Raw genomic sequence first — 20,270 nt, 5'->3', positions numbered from 1 at the left:
TGTAAATTCTAAAACGAATATCTCAAACCTCCACTTAGTCCAAAGACATGAGAGTTTTCTGAACGTATGCTAAACGGCTGATTATTGTCAAAGAAATAAGAATAGCGGGGTTCGAAGTATATTCCCCAATCACTATAAAATTTATATGTTACGCCCACAGAAGCATTTAAAGACCATTGAAGCCCCCGAATACTCTGATGGGTAGAATAATTTAAAGAATTAGACTCTTCTCGCTGTATAACGCTCTGCGAATAATTCATTCGCAAGCCTTTTTCTACCATCCCTCCGGCAGATACATATATATTCCAATTCGGGTTATTCCAAAGATACACAACAGCATTGAGTGGAATACCTAAATAATGTAATTCTTGCTTGGCAGTGTGATAAGATGTTCCACTCCTCCTAAATTTAGAAGACAAGTAAGTATATACCAACCCGGTCTCGAAACCTATCCTATCAGTCAGATCTTTACGAACTGTAACACCAAATGATAACGGAACAGAGTGACTAACATTTGTAAAGTCGTTGTAATCCAAAAACTCCTTTCCGTATGAATTGTGTCCTCCATCAGAAAGTGCACCGCTCTCACTCGAAGGAAGGGAATTCATCATAGAATAATAACCATTCTTATCCGGTCCCCCTCCTCCAAATGAAGCGCTTCCTCCCGAAGAGAAAGAAGCGGCTAATAACCATTTGTCTTGTCTCTTCGATTTTTCAATCAGGATTCTAGTTGGTTCATTACTTTTCTTTACATCTTTATAAACACGAGAAGGAACAGAATCTTTCTTTACTTCAGGTAAATCGGATTCGCTATCAGGCTCCGCAACTCCGAGAGAATTGCCAATTTGAGCAAGCTGCACAGTATCTATCATTAACAGAGAATTTTCAACAGATTTCGTTGTGCCGGACGAACTGTCATCTATCGATACTGCTTCACTTACTTGTTGCGAAATCAACCGGACGCTTCCTGAAGATTTCTTAGTTATTTTTATTTTATTTTCTTCTTTTACGACATTATCCTTGCCATTTACGGCAATATTATTTTTTTCTACCGATGTCGCTATTTTATCAGGTGTTGCACCACTGCCTATTTGAGTAATATAGTCCTGTTCTTTGAGTGGCAACATCAACAATACTAGCAAAATGACGGCAACAGCAACCCCGGCAATAGTCCACCACATCGTACGCCTGTTGCTCACAGGTCTGATGTGCTGCTCTATTGCATTCCAGCTATCTTCATCGACAGGCATGCGGTGATCTTCGAGCCGCTGCTTTATCAATTTACTGAAATCGTCAAGCTGATCTTTATATTTTTTTTCGTTCTGCTGCATTTTCATGCATAATTAAAGATTCCACATTTTTTTGTAAAATTTTCCTGGCCCTTATAAACTGAGACCGGGATGTACTTTCGTTTATACCAAGCATATCCGCTATCTCACTATGCGAATATCCCTCGATTACAAACAGGTTGAAAACAGTGCGATAACCGTTAGGCAGTTTAGCCACACAAGCCAATATCTCATTCGCAGAGAGTTGTTCCAATGCCGAAACATCACCGCTTTCCATCGCTTCGTCATACTCATTTATATCTGAAGTCACACGAAGTATATCGTTGCGGCGCAAATGCTCAAGAGCAGTTGTTACAAAAACCCGACGCATCCAACCATTAAAAGAGCCCGTTCCGGAGTAGGTATGTATTTTGGTAAATACCTTTACAAACCCATCCTGCATTAAATCTTTGGCTGTCTCCCTATCATTAACATACCGCATGCAAACAGACATCATGGCAGGAGCATGTAACTCATAAAGTTGTTTACGAGCCCATGACTCACCACGTTTACATCCGGTGATTAATTGCAGTTCGTCCATTCGTTTTTCTCTCTACTAAATAAGATGCGAGTTAAATTCAAAAAGTTGCATCGAGTATAAAAATAAACTTTTTTATTTATCTATTTAACAAAAAAGCCTCACCAGATAGAGAGTGAAGCTTTTACAAACGCATATATTATTAATTTATTTTTCTGCACTCATATCAGGATTATCTGTTACACCATAGCAAGTTTTGCCATCTGTAGATAATACAAAGTTTTTCACAACGTCTGTTTTTTCTTTAGCCTCATTGGTTACTGTATACTTACATTCTACAACGACAGCCAAAACCTGATCGGTCTTTTGTCCTTCGTACAATCGAGTAGGTTCGGGTTTTACAGCTTTCAGTGAGTCAATTATTTGCTGTGTCTTTGTCAATTGCACAGTATAAGCATCAGTTACAACTTTCGACGATGTGCCTATTCTCACAAGATCTTGCTGATAGCTCGCCAATTCTTTCTCCGCTTGTTCGATTCGTGCTTTCAGTTCCTTTTCAGCCTTCATGTTAAGGAAGTTGATGCTGTCGCCTACCGTTACTTTCTTTAACTCCTTCGCTTCATTTACCTTAACTTCTATTTTCGAAGTTTGTCCTTCAGTAGACTCGATATAGCTTGATATAGCTCCATCGTATTTACCTGAGCACGATACCATAAAGAAACTTACGGCCAAAGCCAAGAACAGGAAATAATATTTTCTCATCATAGTTTTATTTATTGTTTCATTTTTGAGTCTTAGTTTGTTTAGCAAATGTAGAAAAAAATAAGAACACATACCCGCATATTATTTAAAGAAATGTGACTCATCATCTAACCCCTTGTTTCAAAGAGAAAGGAAAACCCTCTATTTTAAGAAGTTTTTGAATTTAGCAACTAAAAACCAAGCAATAAAAAATAATACTTTCAGTGATTTAACTATCTTTGCACCCAAATGTATAAAAAACAACTGTTTAATCAAGCAGCATATCATTCAATAACTGTTCATTATGAAGAAATATAACCTGATAAACAATATTTTTGGTTGGTTTAGTTTTGCCGTAGCCGCTATTGTTTACCTGATGACAATTGAACCTACAGCCAGTTTTTGGGATTGTGGCGAGTTTATTACTTCAGCCTATAAATTGGAAGTTGGACACCCACCCGGTGCGCCATTCTTTATGCTCACAGGGAAGTTCTTTTCGTTATTTGCTTCCGATCCCAGCCAAGTTGCTGCAATGATAAATAGTATGTCTGCACTATTAAGTGCACTCACCATTCTATTTTTGTTTTGGACTATTACACATCTTGCTAAAAAGCTCATATATACCCATACCGACAAAGAAATGACTATGGGGCAACTTATAGCCATTATCGGAAGCGGATTGGTTGGAGCTCTTACTTATACATTTACCGACACATTCTGGTTTTCGGCTGTCGAGGGTGAAGTGTATGCATACTCGTCTATGTTTACAGCTCTTGTATTCTGGTTAATCCTGAAATGGGAAAACCGTGCCGATCAGCCGGGAGCAGACAAGTGGCTTGTGATTATAGCCTATGCGATGGGATTATCTATCGGTGTCCACTTGCTTAACTTGCTTTGTATCCCTGCCATTGTTTTGGTATATTACTTCAAAAAAGCGAAACACGCTGATGTAAAAGGCATATTGCTTGCGTTGGCAGGCTCACTGTTGCTTATTGTAATTCTTATGTATGGTATTATCCCGGGATTTACAAAAGTAGGAGCATGGTTCGAAATGCTATTTGTCAATAGCCTAGGATTCTCATATAATACAGGTGCGTTATCATATATTCTACTGACAGTAATTTCTATTGTTTGGGCAATATATGAAACTCTTTCGTCGAAGGGAAGTATCAAAAGAGCCAAGATCGCTACATTTATTGCTTTAGCTCTAAGCGGTGTTGTATTTATAGGCTCTAGTGTAGTACTGTGGATCGTTTTGATTGCTGCACTCGCTGGCTTCTTATTCTTTTATAAAGGAATCAACGCTCGTTTTCTGAATACAACCGTTCTGTGTTTACTTGTTATACTGGTAGGTTATTCATCGTTTGCTTTAATACCTATCCGTTCGATAGCGAATACTCCGATGGATCAGAACTCGCCCGAAAATGTATTTACGCTGGCAAGTTACCTCAACCGTGAACAGTATGGTGACAGACCGCTATTCTATGGCAGAACGTATGCTTCAACCGAGAAGAAAGACCCTTCTACAGGCAGAATGGCAGCACCTGAAAGCGAAAAGAAAACATATGATAAGATAGTAAAGAAGTCACCTGACCAAAAAGATGAATACGTAGTAACAGGTACTATCCCTACATACGCTACAACGAACAATATGCTGTTGCCTCGTATGTATTCTACCGAAGACAGACATGTTTTGGGTTATCAGATCTGGGCAAACATCAAAGACCCATCTGTACCTCCGACAATGTTTGAGAACATGAAATTCTTCTTTAGCTACCAGCTAGACTTTATGTACTTCCGTTACTTCATGTGGAATTTCTCAGGCCGTCAGAATGATATCCAGTCGGTAGGAAATATAAGCAACGGTAACTGGATTACAGGTATCAGCTTTATTGACGAATTACTAGGACGTGGACCACAGGGAAACCTTCCTCCGGATATTACAGAGAACAAAGGGCATAATAAATATTACATGTTGCCGCTCATACTGGGTATTCTTGGCATTGTTTTCCTATTGACCAAAGGACGTAAAGGTGAGCAACAGTTCCTTGTAACGTTTATGCTATTCTTTATGACAGGTATAGCTATTATCATATACCTGAACCAGCAACCATTCGAACCACGTGAGCGTGACTATGCTTATGCCGGGTCGTTCTATGCCTTCTGTATATGGATAGGGTTTGGTGTTGCCTTTATATGGAAAACATTAAGCAAATGGGTGCCAAGCACAGTAGCAGCCGGAATCTCCACAGCTTTATCTCTGTTTATACCGATACAAATGGCAGGGCAAAACTGGGATGATCACGACCGCTCTGACAGATATACAATGCGTGACTTTGGGATGAACTACCTCAGAGGATGCGAGCCGAATAGTATCTTATTCTCAATGGGAGACAACGATACATTCCCATTGTGGTATGCTCAGGAAGTAGAAGGTTTCCGCACCGATGTGCGTGTATGTAACCTCAGCTATCTGCAAACAGACTGGTATGTAGACCAAATGCGCCGTCAGGCATACGATTCGTCGCCACTACCTATCAATTGGGAATCAGACCGCTATCAAGGGTCTAAAGGACAATCCGCTTACGTTCTTTCTCGAAAAGATATCGAAAGCATTATTACCCGTGAGCTCAAAAACTCTCAGGACGGAGCATGGCTGGGAAGAATCAACTTCAACGACTATTATGATACATCAGCATATAAAGATACCATGCAAGTAAGCGAGGTATTGGATATACTGAAAACCAAAGACAACTATGCCCCTCGTAATCCATTCGGCATCGACAAGGGCGTTGTAATACCAAGTAGTGTATTGAAAATGTCTGTGAATGAATCGAAAGTAGACTGGAAGAAAATGGGTGCAAGCCCTCAATCTCAGTTTATATTGAACCTTGGAGACAACAAGGGCGGTATCTACAGACAGGAAATGATGATATTGGAAATGTTGAACAATATCAACAATGACGACTGGAAACGTGGCATCTACTATGCGATGACTATCGGCGAACCACCTTTGAAACTTGAGAAACAATCGATCAAGGAAGGTATTATATGCCGTATCATTCCGGGTGTAGCAGACAGTACAGGAGTAAATACCGATGTGATGTTCGACAATATGGTCAACAAGTACAAATGGGGAGGTATCGAAAATCCGAAAGTATATCTGGATGAAAACAACCTGAGAATGTGCCGTACGTTCCGTGTATTGTTTGGCGAACTCATCTCTGCCTTGTTAGAAAAAGGCGACAATGAGAAAGCACTTCAAGCACTTGATGCATGTATAACAAAAATACCGGGCAACACAGTTCCACGCGGTGGAGAATCTGTTATGTTTGCTGAAGCATATTACCAACTCGGACATGCTGACAAGGCTCAAAAGATAATAGACGAAATCATGTACAGATCAAACGGCTCTTTGGAATGGTACGCCAGCATGAAACAAACAGACATGATCACATGTAGTTCTGATATACGGGATTATATAAATACCGAAATTCAGATCTTGGATATCTATCAACGCTACGACAGAGCTAAATATAAAGTGCTCCTCAACAAATTGATGAGCCTATCTGAGCTATACCTTAGCAATGGTGTAAGTTTCAGTGAAAGCAGACACCCTCTCGATTTTCTTATGCGAGTAACAATGAGAGGCTTCTACCTGTCGGGTGAAGATACTATAGCGGAAAAAGAAGAACATGCAATGGCCGAACATATCGCCGGTCTGATGCAGAAATATAATCCTCGTCTTTTGCAAAAATACAGATCTAACTAGAATAAATAAACAAACAGATAATCGTGAATATTTACGATTATCTGTTTGTTTATTATATCGATTATGCTAATAGAACAACCCCCTAAGATATACCGGATGCTGTTTCCGGGAGCATTGTGGCGTAAACCTGTAGAAGGACAAAAAACAGTCTATCTCACATTCGATGATGGACCGATACCCGACATTACCCCGTGGGTATTAGATCTTTTGGACAAATATGAAATTAAAGCTACATTTTTCTGTGTAGGAGACAATGTTCGCAAACATCCCGATATCTATAAAATGGTATTGGATAGAGGACATCGTGTAGGGAATCATACTTTCAACCATGTGCAAGGTATACGAAAATTCTCAAAAAGATACCTTGAAAATACCCGACTGGCTTCCGAATATATAGATTCGGAACTATTCCGTCCGCCACATGGACATATGCGAGTACCTCAATTCTTTACCCTGAGACGCTATTATAAAATTGTGATGTGGGATGTTGTTACCAGAGATTACAGTAAACTGATGACTCCTGAAAAGGTATTCGAAAACGTAAAAAGATATACCCGTGATGGTTCTGTGATCGTTTTTCACGACTCGCTAAAAGCCGAGAAGAACATGAAATATGCCTTACCCCAAAGTATAGAATGGCTAAAAGAACAAGGGTACACGTTTAAACTTCTGTAAAAAAGACATCCTATTATTCATAGCATATCCTAAGCTATCAGATAGGGTCAACCAATTAACTACAGGCTATATTATCCCGTATTGTTAATAGATGAGATATTTATTAATATATTTTAATTATAGCATGCTGCAACTTTTCTGACACCTAACTCATCATATATTATAGAATCAATAATTAATGATGTTAGAACTATGAAAGCGTTGAAACTTTTTTTAATGACTATTGGGATCATCGGCATGACTATCGTTTTTCAGTCTTGTTTGGATGATGATGACAACACAAGCTGGAGGTATCCAAATGCACTTGTAACTGTGAAGCCGACTGACGGAAATTCTTTTTTCTTACAGCTGGACGAAAAGACAACATTGCTGCCTACCAATATGACAACTTCGCCTTACGGCAACAGAGAAGTCAGGGCACTTGTCAACTACGACGAAGTAGACAAACCTAGCCAAGGATACACGAAAGCTATACATATAAACTGGATAGACAGTATCCTTACAAAGCAAACCGTTCCAAACCTAGGTGCTGAAAACGATGCAAAATACGGAACAGATCCTATCGAAATAGTGAACGACTGGGTAACTATTGCCGAAGACGGCTATCTTACTCTCAGATTCAGAACTTTGTTCGGCGATGCAAGTAAGACGCATTACGTAAACCTGTTAGTAAACACAAATCCTTCAAACCCTTATGAACTGGAATTCAGACATAATGCGAGTGGAGATACCTATGGACGTGAAGCTGATGGGCTAGTAGCATTTAATATCAACAACTTGCCGGATACAGAAGGTAAGACAGTGAAGTTAAAATTGAAATGGAAATCATTCAGCGGTAACAAGTCTACCGAGTTTGATTTCACTACACGTAAAGCAACTCCTAAGAGCTCAGCAATTACAGCTCAAAGAAGTGTTTCGAATATAAAATAACTTCTTGTTATAAACAAAACTCTAAAAAGCGGGTTCATCATCATAAACGGTCGGAAAAATCCGACCGTTTTTTATTTATCACTTACCGTTCTTTTATCCACAAATTGTTCTGGCAACTGTAGGGGCGATCCCTTGTGGTCGCCCGAATATAAACGGGCAGAGACAAGCCACTGCTCCTACCTCTTTCGTGCTTATTCATCACTTTTCTAAATAATTATCTATTATAAACAATATTATTATAACAGATATGGCAAAGTACACAGAAAGACTGGCAGAAAAGATTGTCTCGCTGATAGAAGAAGACACCTTTTCGATCACAGAGATTTGCAAACACCTGAAAATAACCCGCAAATCATTCTATGAATGGCGAGACAAGAAACCCGAATTTAGAAGAGCAATAGAAGCGGCAATTGAAAGTAGGGATGAGACGCTGGCAATCACAGCCCGTCGATCGTTAAAGAAAAAGCTGGAAGGTTATACCCTCACCGAGATACGTACTACCTATGTGCCTGACAAAGAGAATCCCGACAAACTAGTACTGAAAACCCGGGTAGTCAGACAAAAAGAATATGCACCCGACACACACGCTATCAGGCTGGTATTGTTGCACAACGAAACAAAGGAAGAAGAGAACAAAGAGCACAGCCAACCCTTAACGATAATCGTACAAGACCCCAAAACGAGAGATAGTTTGAATGAGCTGCGTGAGAAGCTAATGAATAATAATGTACCAGTCGAAAAGAAAATAGAAAAGGAAGAGTTTATTTCTGAACCGACCGAACAAATATCCGATTCAGCTAGTTTGCCCGATACGCACATTGAGAAAGAGAAAGAAACAATAACTCAAGAGAAGGAAGAATCGGAATATGTCTTTATCAGAGATTATTGCCTCCCTCCGCCGCATTTATATCGAAAAGTGAAAAGGAGCGAAGTAAAAGAAGGTGACATAATAAGACCGGACTGAAAAGTGTCACTTTTGTCACCTTTTTCATAGTAAACAAATAAGAACAAACACGTTACACTGATACCGTTTTATTACCTTTGATGTTTAGATGTAACTATTGGATTAAAAACTTTAGTAACCCTCACAAAAAATCGTATTTTTGTATTCTATTAATTCTACAGAGCATGATATTAGAGCGGTTGTCCATACTCAACTATAAAAATATAGAGCAGGCAGAACTCAGTCTGTCTCCCAAGATCAATTGCTTCTTGGGTAGTAACGGTATGGGTAAAACAAACCTGTTGGATGCCATCTATTATCTCTCGTTCTGCAAAAGCCACAACAACCCCATCGACAGCCAAAATATAAGGCACGATGCCGATTTTGCCGTTATACAGGGATGGTATGTTTTGGGCGACAAGCAAGAAGAGTTCTTTTGCAGTCTCAGACGGAAACAGAAGAAACAATTCAAGCGGAACAAAAAAGAATACGAACGTCTATCCGATCATATCGGCTTTCTGCCTCTTATCATGGTTTCACCTTCCGACACCGAACTTATAAATGGAGGAAGTGACGAGCGAAGAAAATTTATGGATATGTTCCTTTCGCAGTTCGACAAGGAATATCTGCATTCTCTCATACGCTACAATAAAGCATTGCAACAGCGTAATGCACTCCTGAAAACGGATTCGTATATCGACGAAACCTTGTTCGACCTTTGGGACGAGCAATTGATAGAAGAAGGAAAGGTTATCTATTCGAAACGAAAAGATTTTATCGAGAAATTCATTCCTATCTTTCAACGTTTCTATGATTTTATCTGTTTATCAAATGAGAAAGTAGAGCTACGGTACGAATCACATTTCGACGATGCAGACTTTGCTCGTTCGCTGAAACAAAAGCGGGAACGAGATCGCATATTAGGGTACACGAGTATCGGTGTGCACAAAGATGACTTGGATATGCAGATGGATGGATATTCGATAAAACGAGTAGGGTCGCAAGGTCAGAACAAGACATACGTTGTTGCGTTGAAGCTTGCCCAATTCGATTTTCTACGAAAGGCAACCGAAACAACTCCCGTGCTGTTGCTCGACGATATATTCGACAAACTGGATTCGACACGTGTAGAGCAAATAGTGAAGCTTGTATTGGATAAAGACTTTGGGCAGATATTCGTTACCGATACAAACCGTGAACATCTCGACGAAATACTGTCACATACAAACAGCAGTTATCACCTCTACGAAGTAAGCGGTGGCGAAGTCGTACAAAAGAATAATAAAGCCGTATGAGAAAACGAAATACAGAAAGTATAGGTGAAGTACTCAGACAGTTTTTTGAAGAGAATCAATTCTTCAAAAGAAAGTTTGCCGAGAGCAGGGCTGTTACAGGCTGGTCGAAGCTTTTGGGGTCTATGATTTCATCTTATACAACAAATATTTACCTGCGGAATGGGGTATTGTATGTCTCGCTCAGCTCATCGGTATTACGTTCCGAGCTCATGATGGCTAAAGATAAATTAATAACAAAATTGAATGAACATGCAGGCATGCCTGTTGTAAACGATATAGTATTCAGATAAGACGAATGGAAATAAAACCAGAAACATTTAAAGCTACACTCCCGGTTCAAATCCGGTTCAACGATATAGACGCACTAGGACATATAAACAACAATATATACTTCAGTTTTTTTGATTTAGGAAAAACCAATTATTTTGAAGTAATCAAGCCTGCTTCGGTCAGTTGGATTGAGGGAATGATTGTACTGGCGCATATCGACGTGGATTTCTTTTCCCCGATTTATTACAAAGAAAAGATTGTTGTTGATACCAAGATTACAAAACTGGGCGACAAAAGCGGCGTATTTCTTCAGCAAATACGAAGTGTAAAAAACGATGAAGTAAAATGCCGTTGCGAATCCGTTTTCGTGACTTATGATGCAGATACACAATCATCGATGCGCATACCCGACGTATGGCGTTCAGTCATTTCCAAATATGAAGGAGTAGAATTGTAAAGAGACTGTTTTTTTTGACAGCCTCTCTACATTTATTCTATTGTTTTACTTCTGCTTTTTTGGCAAATGTATCAGGGTAAGTTACAGGGTATAATTTGTCACCACCCAGCAGTCGGATATAAGTAGAGAAAGTTCGTTTGCCTTCTTCGAGTTCTATGACACGGCATCCGTTCTTACCTAGGTTGTTGTACTCGGTATTGCCTCCCGAATAACGTCCATAAGCGAGGTATATGTTATAGTATTCTCCTATATAATCGTTGTCGTGGTCGTGCCCTACAAAAGTACCCATCACATCTCCGGCTTCGCGCATGGCTGCAAACATTCCGGTGTTCATCTTTCCGTGGCATTCTTTCTCATCACGGCTTCCTATCAGCTGGTCGTATTTCTCAGCTTTCATCATAGAGTACTCAACCAACGGGATATGGAAAAAGGCAAGGGCAGGGTAAGGCACTCCGGCATTTTGTTTGGTGTATGCTGCACTTTGAGCTCTATACCACTCTACCTGATTGAATGCAAGCCAGTCATAAGTACCAACCTCTTTGATAGGGGTATAAGCTCCCGAATCGAAAAAGTAAAGAACCGACTTTACCTTATCTTCCGAAGCTCCCTTCACCTCGAGGATATAGTTTCCTACTCCGTTCAAAGACTTGTCTCCTGCCTGAGCAAGACAGTATGGTTTGAGGGTTACGAAATCCATGAGTTCCTGACGAGATGTTTCGTGTTCGTCATCATGGTTTCCGAATACGTAGGCCCAAGGTATCTTCCTTTTTATCACAAGGTTGAAGATATCATCAAGCCCCTCTTTTACAGGCTTCGCATAAATGACATCACCTGTGAATACAACTAAGTCCGGTTTTTCGGCATCAAGCACTTCACTGATTAGCTTTAAGGCAACTGCCGATTCGGGAACATTCTTCTTATAGTGGATATCGGTAAACTGGATGATCTTAAATTTACCATTGTTATTAAAGCTTAGAGACTTGTGTTGGGCATTCACTGAGATAGAGAATAGGATAAGGAGGAAGAGAATAAAATTACGCATATTTTTCATGTTTAAATATTTATTATGTACGAATAGAATTCGGTGGTTGATACTGTCTAAACAAAGATATAAGCTTTCATAGTGATAAGCAAAGGGTGGATTAAAATTTAAACAATTCTTAATCAAATCAAAAAATATATGTCAAGCATTTGTTCGTTTCATTTTTTTTATATCTTTGCAAGAACAAAAAGAAAGTATAATGAATCTTCTATTAACAAATACATATTGGTGGTGGCACTCTCAACTCAAAAAGTCGTGAGCCAAATCGGTGTGTATTTACAAATAGAAAATTTTTAAAATACAAAGCCTATCGTAACTCACGATAGGCTTTTTTTATGACAATAAAATAAACACTATATAAGATGGAAAAATTCGCAGTTGATACAAATGGCTTTTATGGAGAATTTGGGGGAGCATATATCCCTGAGATTTTATATGACAATGTGGAAACATTAAAGAACTCATATCTGAACATCATAAACGACCCCAGCTTTCAGAAAGAATATAACGACCTGCTAAGAGATTATGCAGGACGCCCATCACCTCTCTATTTAGCAAATAGGCTTTCCCAAAAATACGGATGCAAGATATATCTCAAGCGCGAAGATCTTAACCATACAGGCTCCCACAAGATAAACAATGCTTTGGGACAAATCCTTATAGCCCGCCGTATGGGTAAGACACGCATACTTGCCGAAACAGGAGCAGGACAACATGGTGTAGCCACTGCTACAGTATGTGCTCTGATGAATATGGAGTGCATTGTATATATGGGAGCAACAGATGTTGCCCGTCAAAAGCTCAATGTACAGAAGATGGAAATGTTGGGAGCTACAGTAGTTCCTGTAACCAGTGGAAACATGACATTGAAAGATGCGACGAATGAAGCTATCCGTGACTGGTGTAGTCATCCATCCGATACTTATTATGTGATTGGTTCTACCATAGGGCCTCATCCTTATCCCGACATGGTGGCACGTCTGCAATCTGTAATAAGCGAAGAGATCCGTAAGCAACTCTTAGAAAAAGAAGGTCGAGAAACACCCGATTATCTGATCGCTTGTGTAGGGGGAGGAAGCAATGCCGCCGGAACAATTTATCACTTTATAGATGAGCCCCAAACAAAGATCGTACTTGCCGAAGCTGCCGGAAAAGGGATAGACTCAGGTGAGTCGGCTGCAACAATCCACTTAGGCAGATTAGGTATCATACATGGGTGTAAAACACTACTCATGCAATCGGAAGACGGGCAGATAGAAGAGCCTTACTCCATATCAGCCGGACTGGATTATCCGGGGATTGGACCGATGCACGCACACCTTGCTCAGATCGGTCGCTCTGAAGTACTTGCCGTGACAGACGACGAAGCGATGGATGCTGCTTTTGAACTCACCAAACTGGAAGGAATAATACCTGCCATAGAATCGGCTCATGCCTTGGGTGCTCTCAACAAAAAGCAATTCAATGCCAACGATGTAGTTGTACTTTGCCTATCCGGGCGTGGAGACAAAGACATGGAAACCTATATAAACTATCGCAACCGCTAAACAAAGAATAGATTAACAATATCAGCTAAATAGTATGAAATACAATATACAGGTAAAGACAAAAAATCTTCTGGCAGATTTACAGACTCCTGTCGGAATTTATCTAAAGGTAAGAGATGTGTATCCAGAGTCTGCCTTACTAGAAAGTTCCGATTATCACGGAGGAGAAAACAGCTATTCTTTTATAGGTATAAGTCCTATTGCTAGATTCAGAGTAGATAATGATGAAATAACCACGACTTATCCCGACAATACAACACATCAGGAAACCTTGTTAGGACACGAAAAGCTTACAGATAAGTTCAATGCTTTTATCAAGCAGTTTGATGTACAAGGAGAAAACAAGACAAATATAAACGGGTTCTTTGGATATACTTCTTACGATGCCATTCGCTATTTTGAGGCTGTTGATCCGGTGAATACAAAACTAAGAAATGCGGATGTCCCTGAATTTTACTACATATTGTACCGTTTCATATTAGTTATTAATCACCTCAAGAATGAACTTACTATCGTAGAAAACATAGTGGAAGGCACTCAGGAAAAGACTCCTGAACTTGAAGCGATTTTGACTAATAATAATATCCCCTCTTATAATTTTGAAGCGATCGGAGACGAGCAATCGATGATCACCGATGAAGAGCATCAGGAAATGATAAAGAAAGGAATCGCACATTGCAAACGTGGTGATGTATTTCAGATTGTTCTTTCTCGCTGCTTCACTCAAAAATTTGCAGGAGACGATTTTAAAGTATATCGTTCTTTACGCTCTATCAACCCTTCACCATACCTCTTCTATTTCGACTTTGGTTCGTACCGCATATTCGGTTCATCACCCGAAACTCATTGCAAGGTAACAAAAGACAAAGCTTATATAGACCCCATTGCCGGTACATATTTCCGCACCGGAGACGATGAGAAAGACCGTATCCTTTCAGAGAACTTACTGAACGACGAAAAAGAAAATGCAGAGCATGTCATGCTTGTCGATTTGGCGAGGAATGATCTCAGCCGCAACTGTCACGACGTGCAAGTAGAGTTTTACAAAAATGTTCAATTCTATTCGCATGTGATTCACCTCGTTTCTCGTGTAAGTGGGACTGTAGATAGAGACAATAACAGTATATCTGTTTTTGCCGATACATTTCCGGCCGGAACACTCTCGGGTGCGCCCAAAGTGCGAGCGATGCAACTGATACGTCATATCGAAAAACAAATGCGCGGGGTATACGGCGGCTGTATTGGCTATATAGGTTTTAACGGAGACCTTAATCAGGCTATTACGATACGTACATTCTTGAGTCGTAATAACACACTATATTATCAGGCAGGAGGAGGAATCGTATCTAAATCGAATCCCGAGACAGAGGTAATGGAAGTAAAAAACAAACTGGGGGCTTTAGCCAAAGCTATTCGGTTTGCCGAAGAATTAAAAAATTAAATCGATGAAAGCATTATTAATAATAGATATCCAAAACGATTATTTTGAAAGAGGAATGATGCCCTTATCCAATTCTGAAGAAGCTGCAAGAAATGCAAAAAAGCTCTTGACAGATTTCAGACAAAAGGAACTTCCCATAATCATCGTTCAACATATAGCGTCCAGACCCGAAGCAGGATTTTTCTTACCCAATACATATGGAGCAGAAATACATGAAAGTGTAAAGCCATTAAATACCGAAAAGATTGTGGTCAAACATTTTCCCAATAGCTTCAGGGAAACTGATCTCGATAGCTATTTGAATAAATCAGGCATCAAGGATCTTGTTATTTGTGGTATGATGACTCACATGTGCATTGATGCAACAACACGGGCTGCAACAGATTTAGGGTACAATTGTACTATTATTGGAGATGCCTGTGCTACACGAGACTTGGAGATATTCGGCAAAAAGACGGATGCCAAAGATGTTCAAAACTCATTTTTGTCTGCACTGAATTATTTTTACGCAAAGGTAACCACCACTGAACAATATTTGAACGATAACTTATTAAAACTAGAGGTATGAAAATTCTGATATTCGACAACTACGATTCATTTACATACAATCTTGTTCATCTGGTAAAGGAGCTAGGCTATACAGATGTGGATGTTTTCAGGAATGACAAAATAGCACTTGAAGATGTTGCTAAATATGATAAAATTATTCTTTCTCCAGGTCCCGGTATCCCTTCCGAAGCCGGATTACTATTACCCCTGATAAAAGAATATGCAGGCAAAAAACCAATATTGGGTGTTTGCCTTGGACATCAGGCAATAGGCGAGGCTTTTGGTGCTCAGTTGAAAAACCTAGAAGATGTGTATCATGGAGTAGCAACCCGGATTAACATCACACAGCCCGATTATATATTTGATACGCTAGGGAGGGAATTAGAAGTCGGGCGCTATCATTCATGGATAGTAGACAATAACAAACTTCCAGACTGTATTGAAATAACAGCAACAGACAATAACGGGCAGATAATGGCGCTAAAGCATAAGGAGTTTGATGTGCATGGAGTACAATTCCATCCCGAGTCTGTTTTAACTCCTGCCGGAGAAACAATAGTAAAAAACTTTCTGAACCAATAATTAATACTAATATAATGAAAAAGAAAATCTTATTAAGCGAGAACGACATTCCTAGATGCTGGTATAACATTGTGGCGGACATGAAAAACAAACCTCTCCCGCCGCTTCATCCGGCAACCAAAAAGCCATTAGAGGTAAGTGATCTGGAACCAATATTTGCGACAGAGCTAGCCAAACAGGAACTAAATGATACCGACCGTTGGATAGAAATCCCCGAACCGATACGGGAACTATATAAAAATTACCGTCCTACACCGTTGGTACGAGCATACGGTCTAGAAAAAGCGTTGGACACACCGGCTCATATTTATTTCAAAAATGAAAGTGTCAGCCCTGTAGGTTCGCACAAACTAAACTCGGCAATAGCTCAGGCATATTACTGTAAAGAGCAAGGGATAACAAACATCACAACCGAAACCGGAGCCGGACAATGGGGTGCCGCCTTATCGTATGCAGCAAGCCACTTCGACCTGAATCTGGCTGTGTATATGGTTAAGATCAGTTACCACCAGAAACCTTACCGCCGATCTATTATGCAGGCATATGGAGCCGAAGTTATAGCTTCACCTAGTATGAGCACGAAAGCCGGACGTAAAATAATTACAGAAAACCCGACTTATCAGGGAAGCCTCGGAACAGCCATTTCGGAGGCGATAGAACTGGCATTGAATACACCGAATTGTAGATATACATTAGGCAGTGTTCTGAATCATGTATCTCTGCATCAAACAATCATTGGGTTGGAAGCAGAAAAACAAATGGAAATAGCCGGAGAATATCCCGATATAGTAATAGGCTGTTTTGGCGGCGGATCGAATTTTTCCGGTATCACATTCCCGTTTTTGCGCCATAAACTGACCGAAGGAAAAGAAGTACGCCTGATTGCGGCAGAGCCGGCATCATGCCCTAAACTGACCCGAGGTAAATTCGAATATGACTTTGGTGACGAAGCCGGATATACACCACTGCTACCGATGTACACACTGGGGCACAATTTTGCACCGGCAAATATCCATGCGGGTGGCCTTCGGTACCATGGTGCAGGAACTATTGTCAGCCAGTTGAAAAAAGACGGATATATAGAAGCTGTAGATGTAAAGCAACTCGATACATTCGAAGCAGCTATCTTGTTTGCTAAAGCGGAAGGTATAATTCCGGCTCCTGAATCATCACATGCTATACACACAGCTATCCAGGAAGCATTGAAAGCAAAAGAGGAAGGAAGGCAAAAAACAATTCTATTTAATCTATCCGGCCACGGGCTTATCGATATGGCTGCCTATGATCGTTATTTTGATGGAGAATTATCGAACCATGAGCTAGGCGACGAAGAGATTGCGAAAACAACAAATACACTAGAACATCTGGTTCCGTAAAATAAACTCTTAGCTGATAGCCGTTAGCAAATATAATAACGGCTAAAAGCTATAAGTTAACAGCTAAAGATATGAAACAAATATTAAACAGACTCTTTGAGCATCAATATCTCAACAGATGTGAAGCAAAGGAAATATTGACAAAGATGGCTGCCGGAGACTATAATGATTCGCAAATCGCAGCATTCATCAGCGTCTTTCTTATGCGCAGTATCAGTGTTGATGAGTTTCTCGGATTTGCAGATGCACTTTTAGATCTGCGAGCCAATGTAGATGCGCTGGCGGCTTACAACCCTATCGACATAGTAGGTACAGGCGGAGATAATAAGAATACATTCAACATTTCAACGCTGTCTTGCTTCGTTGTTGCCGCATCAGGATACAAGGTTGCCAAACATGGTAATTACGGGGCAACCTCAGTCAGTGGAGCATCCAATGTAATGGAACAGCACGGTGTGAAATTCACATCCGATGTGAGCAAGCTGGAAGCATCTTTGGACAAAACCAATATCGCTTACTTACATGCCCCACTGTTCAACAACGCGCTTAAGGTGGTTGCACCCGTACGGAAGGCACTCGGGGTTCGTACTTTCTTCAATATGCTCGGGCCGGTGGTTAACCCTATAAAACCAAAGCGCACGGTGTTAGGTGTTTTCAATCTGAAAATGGCACGTCTGTATTTTTATATGTATCAACAAACGGATGTGGATTATTCGATTGTACATAGTTTAGACGGATATGATGAAATATCATTAACGGGAGATTTCAAAATAATCAATAAATTTGAAGAAAAAATATACAGCCCCGAACTAATTGGTTTTGAACGTTGCAAAGAAGCCGACCTGGACGGTGGCGCAACGCCGGAAGATGCCGCTAAGATTTTTGATAATATCATATGCAATACTGCGACTAAAGCACAAAAAAATGCGGTAATTGCAAACGCTGCTACAGCAATTCAGACAATTGATCCGAATATGTCTTTCGAAGATAGTATTGCACAAGCGCGGGAAACAATAGAAAGCGGAAGGCTAAAAGATACATTTTTGAGATTCTTGGAGTTAAACACTTAATATATCAACGATACTCTGATATGAAAAAGGTTTTAATAATTAACGGACATCCCGACAAAGAAAGCTTTTGCTTTGGGCTACATCAGCAATATAAAAAGGGTAGCTTGGCGAAAGGCAATGAAGTAAAAGAAATTATCCTCGCTGAAATGACCTTCAATCCCATACTGATGTATGGCTATCGCAAAAGAACGGAACTTGAACCCGATCTGTTAGAAGCTTGGGACAAGTTGCAATGGGCAGAACATATTGTTTGGATTTACCCTACATGGTGGGCATCCCCTCCTGCTCTTTTGAAAGGATTTATAGAAAGGTTATTCCTTCCGGGATTCACTTTTGAATATCAGGAAAAGTCTCCGTTTCCGAAAAAGCTATTGATGGGAAAAACATCTGAAATCATCAGCACGATGGATGCTCCTGTTTTTTATTACAAATGGATAGTGAAAGATATCGGAGGAAAGATGATAAGAAAAAATATCGGCGCATTTTGTGGTATTAAAAATATCAGAACAACTTATCTGGCAACAATAAAAGGATCAACTCCCGAACAAAGGGAAAAATGGTTAAACAAAATAGAGCTATTAGCTCGTAAATAATGGATATAAGAACCAATACAATATCGAAAGAACGTATACGACTAGCTATTTTCTGTCTGTATTTTTGTTCGGGCATGTGCTTTTCCAGCTGGGCTAGCCGAATTCCCGATATAAAGAATTCGTTGGGACTGGGTGATGCAGCATGGGGTACTATCCTGTTAATGATCCCTATCGGACAAATATGCGGAATGACCATATCAGGCTTACTCATATCCAGAGTGGGAAGTAAACGTATTCTACCCTTAGCTCTTACAGGCTACGTCTTAGCGTTACTGCTTATAGGGCTTTCTGGTTCTGAATATGCCTTGATCATGAGTCTTATATTTTTCGGCTTTTGCGGCAACTTCTGCAATATATCGGTCAATACTCAGGCTGTAACGCTTGAGGCTACTTATAATAAACCGATCATGGCCTCCTTTCATGGAGGGTGGAGCCTGGCAGGGCTAGCGGGTGCTTCTGTAGGGCTGTTAATGGCATCGCTAAAGTTCAAACCTATCTATCATTTTTGCATCATCGGAACACTTGTTCTTATAGCTGTCTATCTCAATATGCGCTATCTTCAGGCTGATCTTAAAAAGCAAAAAGACCCGTCGGATGTTGCAGCCAGAAAGAAGAATAAGCCGGAGAAGTTTCTGTTCTTACTGGGCATTGTGGCATTTTGTGGCATGGCTGCCGAGGGTGCTATGGCCGACTGGAGCGGGCTTTATCTGATAGATGTAGTAGGGACTCCCGTACATATGGCTCCTATCGGACTAGCAGCATATATGATAACCATGGCATCAGGGCGATTTGTTATCGACAAAGCCACTCAGAAATGGGGTTCGCAACGTGTTGTTCAAGTAGGAGGTATCCTTATAGCAACAGGACTGTTCGCTGCTGTAGCTTTTCCGCATTTCATAACTACTATCATAGCCTTTATGATTATCGGATTGGGTACGGCGGGTATTGTACCCACTGTGTATAGTATTGCCGGACAGAAAACAAAGATATCAACAAGTATAGCACTGACATTAGTATCCAGTGTAAGTTTCCTCGGCTTTTTGATGGGACCTCCTCTAATTGGCTATATTGCAAGTGCAACCAACTTGCGATATTCTTATGCACTGATAGGTATGTTTGGTATTTGCATTGTAGCATTAGCCTCTGTTATTAACGTTTTGAAGAAAGAAAAACAATAAAAT

The 20,270-nt window shown here is 40.2% G+C and carries 19 protein-coding genes; 15 read left to right on the top strand and 4 right to left on the bottom strand.

The features are described 5' to 3' along the window. Window positions 1-8: 8 nt before the first annotated feature. The 3 genes from E4T88_RS00980 to E4T88_RS00970 all read right to left on the bottom strand — a co-directional run bounded on the left by E4T88_RS00980 (window position 9) and on the right by E4T88_RS00970 (window position 2,571). Window positions 9-1,331, bottom strand: coding sequence for a porin family protein (locus E4T88_RS00980; protein ID WP_228093651.1), 1,323 nt, complete (start codon window positions 1,329-1,331; stop codon window positions 9-11). Then, on the bottom strand, window positions 1,306-1,869 hold the full coding sequence (locus E4T88_RS00975) for an RNA polymerase sigma factor (protein WP_135103634.1): 564 nt from the start codon (window positions 1,867-1,869) through the stop codon (window positions 1,306-1,308). The genes E4T88_RS00980 and E4T88_RS00975 overlap by 26 nt, the downstream gene beginning before the upstream one ends. Before the next feature lie 144 nt (window positions 1,870-2,013). Beyond that, window positions 2,014-2,571, bottom strand: a complete 558-nt coding sequence (locus E4T88_RS00970; RefSeq protein WP_228093649.1) for a hypothetical protein — start codon at window positions 2,569-2,571, stop codon at window positions 2,014-2,016. 280 nt (window positions 2,572-2,851) lie between these two features. On the opposite strand from E4T88_RS00970, the gene E4T88_RS00965 reads away from it, so the two are divergent. The 7 genes from E4T88_RS00965 (at window position 2,852) to E4T88_RS00935 (ending at window position 10,889) form a co-directional block, all read left to right on the top strand. Then, window positions 2,852-6,319 (top strand): protein O-mannosyl-transferase family, encoded by a 3,468-nt coding sequence (locus E4T88_RS00965; protein WP_135103632.1) that lies wholly within the window; start codon window positions 2,852-2,854, stop codon window positions 6,317-6,319. Window positions 6,320-6,382: 63 nt separating this feature from the next. Beyond that, the gene (locus tag E4T88_RS00960; RefSeq protein ID WP_135103631.1) at window positions 6,383-6,994 is read left to right on the top strand and encodes a polysaccharide deacetylase family protein; all 612 of its coding nucleotides are present in this window, start codon (window positions 6,383-6,385) and stop codon (window positions 6,992-6,994) included. Window positions 6,995-7,186: 192 nt separating this feature from the next. Further along, window positions 7,187-7,924, top strand: a complete 738-nt coding sequence (locus tag E4T88_RS00955; RefSeq protein WP_135103630.1) for a NigD1/NigD2 family lipoprotein — start codon at window positions 7,187-7,189, stop codon at window positions 7,922-7,924. A 247-nt stretch (window positions 7,925-8,171) separates the two neighbouring features. Continuing rightward, the gene (locus tag E4T88_RS00950) at window positions 8,172-8,888 is read left to right on the top strand and encodes a hypothetical protein (RefSeq protein ID WP_135103629.1); all 717 of its coding nucleotides are present in this window, start codon (window positions 8,172-8,174) and stop codon (window positions 8,886-8,888) included. 164 nt (window positions 8,889-9,052) lie between these two features. Then, window positions 9,053-10,162: a DNA replication/repair protein RecF gene (gene recF, locus E4T88_RS00945; RefSeq protein ID WP_135103628.1), complete on the top strand. Its 1,110-nt coding sequence runs from the start codon at window positions 9,053-9,055 to the stop codon at window positions 10,160-10,162. Further along, complete coding sequence (locus E4T88_RS00940; protein WP_135103627.1) at window positions 10,159-10,452, top strand: DciA family protein; 294 nt, start codon at window positions 10,159-10,161, stop codon at window positions 10,450-10,452. Before recF ends, E4T88_RS00940 begins: the two co-directional genes overlap by 4 nt. A gap of 5 nt (window positions 10,453-10,457) precedes the next feature. Continuing rightward, window positions 10,458-10,889, top strand: coding sequence for an acyl-CoA thioesterase (locus E4T88_RS00935; protein ID WP_135103626.1), 432 nt, complete (start codon window positions 10,458-10,460; stop codon window positions 10,887-10,889). Window positions 10,890-10,926: 37 nt separating this feature from the next. Here the strand turns inward: E4T88_RS00935 and E4T88_RS00930 are convergent, their stop codons facing one another. Next, window positions 10,927-11,931, bottom strand: a complete 1,005-nt coding sequence (locus E4T88_RS00930) for a metallophosphoesterase family protein (RefSeq protein WP_135103625.1) — start codon at window positions 11,929-11,931, stop codon at window positions 10,927-10,929. Between the two features lie 362 nt (window positions 11,932-12,293). Here E4T88_RS00930 and trpB point away from each other — a divergent pair, with 362 nt between their 5' ends. The 8 genes from trpB (at window position 12,294) to E4T88_RS00890 (ending at window position 20,267) form a co-directional block, all read left to right on the top strand. Beyond that, entirely contained in the window at window positions 12,294-13,478 is a 1,185-nt protein-coding gene (trpB, locus tag E4T88_RS00925; RefSeq protein WP_135103624.1) for a tryptophan synthase subunit beta, read from the top strand. A gap of 34 nt (window positions 13,479-13,512) precedes the next feature. After that, window positions 13,513-14,919 (top strand): anthranilate synthase component I family protein, encoded by a 1,407-nt coding sequence (locus E4T88_RS00920; protein ID WP_135103623.1) that lies wholly within the window; start codon window positions 13,513-13,515, stop codon window positions 14,917-14,919. A gap of 4 nt (window positions 14,920-14,923) precedes the next feature. Continuing rightward, window positions 14,924-15,487, top strand: a complete 564-nt coding sequence (locus E4T88_RS00915; protein ID WP_135103622.1) for a cysteine hydrolase family protein — start codon at window positions 14,924-14,926, stop codon at window positions 15,485-15,487. Next, window positions 15,484-16,050: an anthranilate synthase component II gene (locus E4T88_RS00910; protein ID WP_135103621.1), complete on the top strand. Its 567-nt coding sequence runs from the start codon at window positions 15,484-15,486 to the stop codon at window positions 16,048-16,050. The genes E4T88_RS00915 and E4T88_RS00910 overlap by 4 nt, the downstream gene beginning before the upstream one ends. A gap of 11 nt (window positions 16,051-16,061) precedes the next feature. Continuing rightward, entirely contained in the window at window positions 16,062-17,426 is a 1,365-nt protein-coding gene (locus E4T88_RS00905; protein WP_185146724.1) for a TrpB-like pyridoxal phosphate-dependent enzyme, read from the top strand. A gap of 71 nt (window positions 17,427-17,497) precedes the next feature. Next, window positions 17,498-18,496, top strand: a complete 999-nt coding sequence (gene trpD / locus E4T88_RS00900) for an anthranilate phosphoribosyltransferase (protein ID WP_135103619.1) — start codon at window positions 17,498-17,500, stop codon at window positions 18,494-18,496. Between the two features lie 20 nt (window positions 18,497-18,516). Then, window positions 18,517-19,089 (top strand): NAD(P)H-dependent oxidoreductase, encoded by a 573-nt coding sequence (locus E4T88_RS00895; protein WP_135103618.1) that lies wholly within the window; start codon window positions 18,517-18,519, stop codon window positions 19,087-19,089. Further along, window positions 19,089-20,267, top strand: coding sequence for an MFS transporter (locus E4T88_RS00890; protein ID WP_135103617.1), 1,179 nt, complete (start codon window positions 19,089-19,091; stop codon window positions 20,265-20,267). Before E4T88_RS00895 ends, E4T88_RS00890 begins: the two co-directional genes overlap by 1 nt. Window positions 20,268-20,270: the final 3 nt, after the last annotated feature.

The sequence above is a fragment of the Dysgonomonas mossii genome, from assembly GCF_004569505.1.
GTDB lineage: Bacteria > Bacteroidota > Bacteroidia > Bacteroidales > Dysgonomonadaceae > Dysgonomonas.
This window is presented reverse-complemented; position numbering and strand designations above follow the sequence as displayed.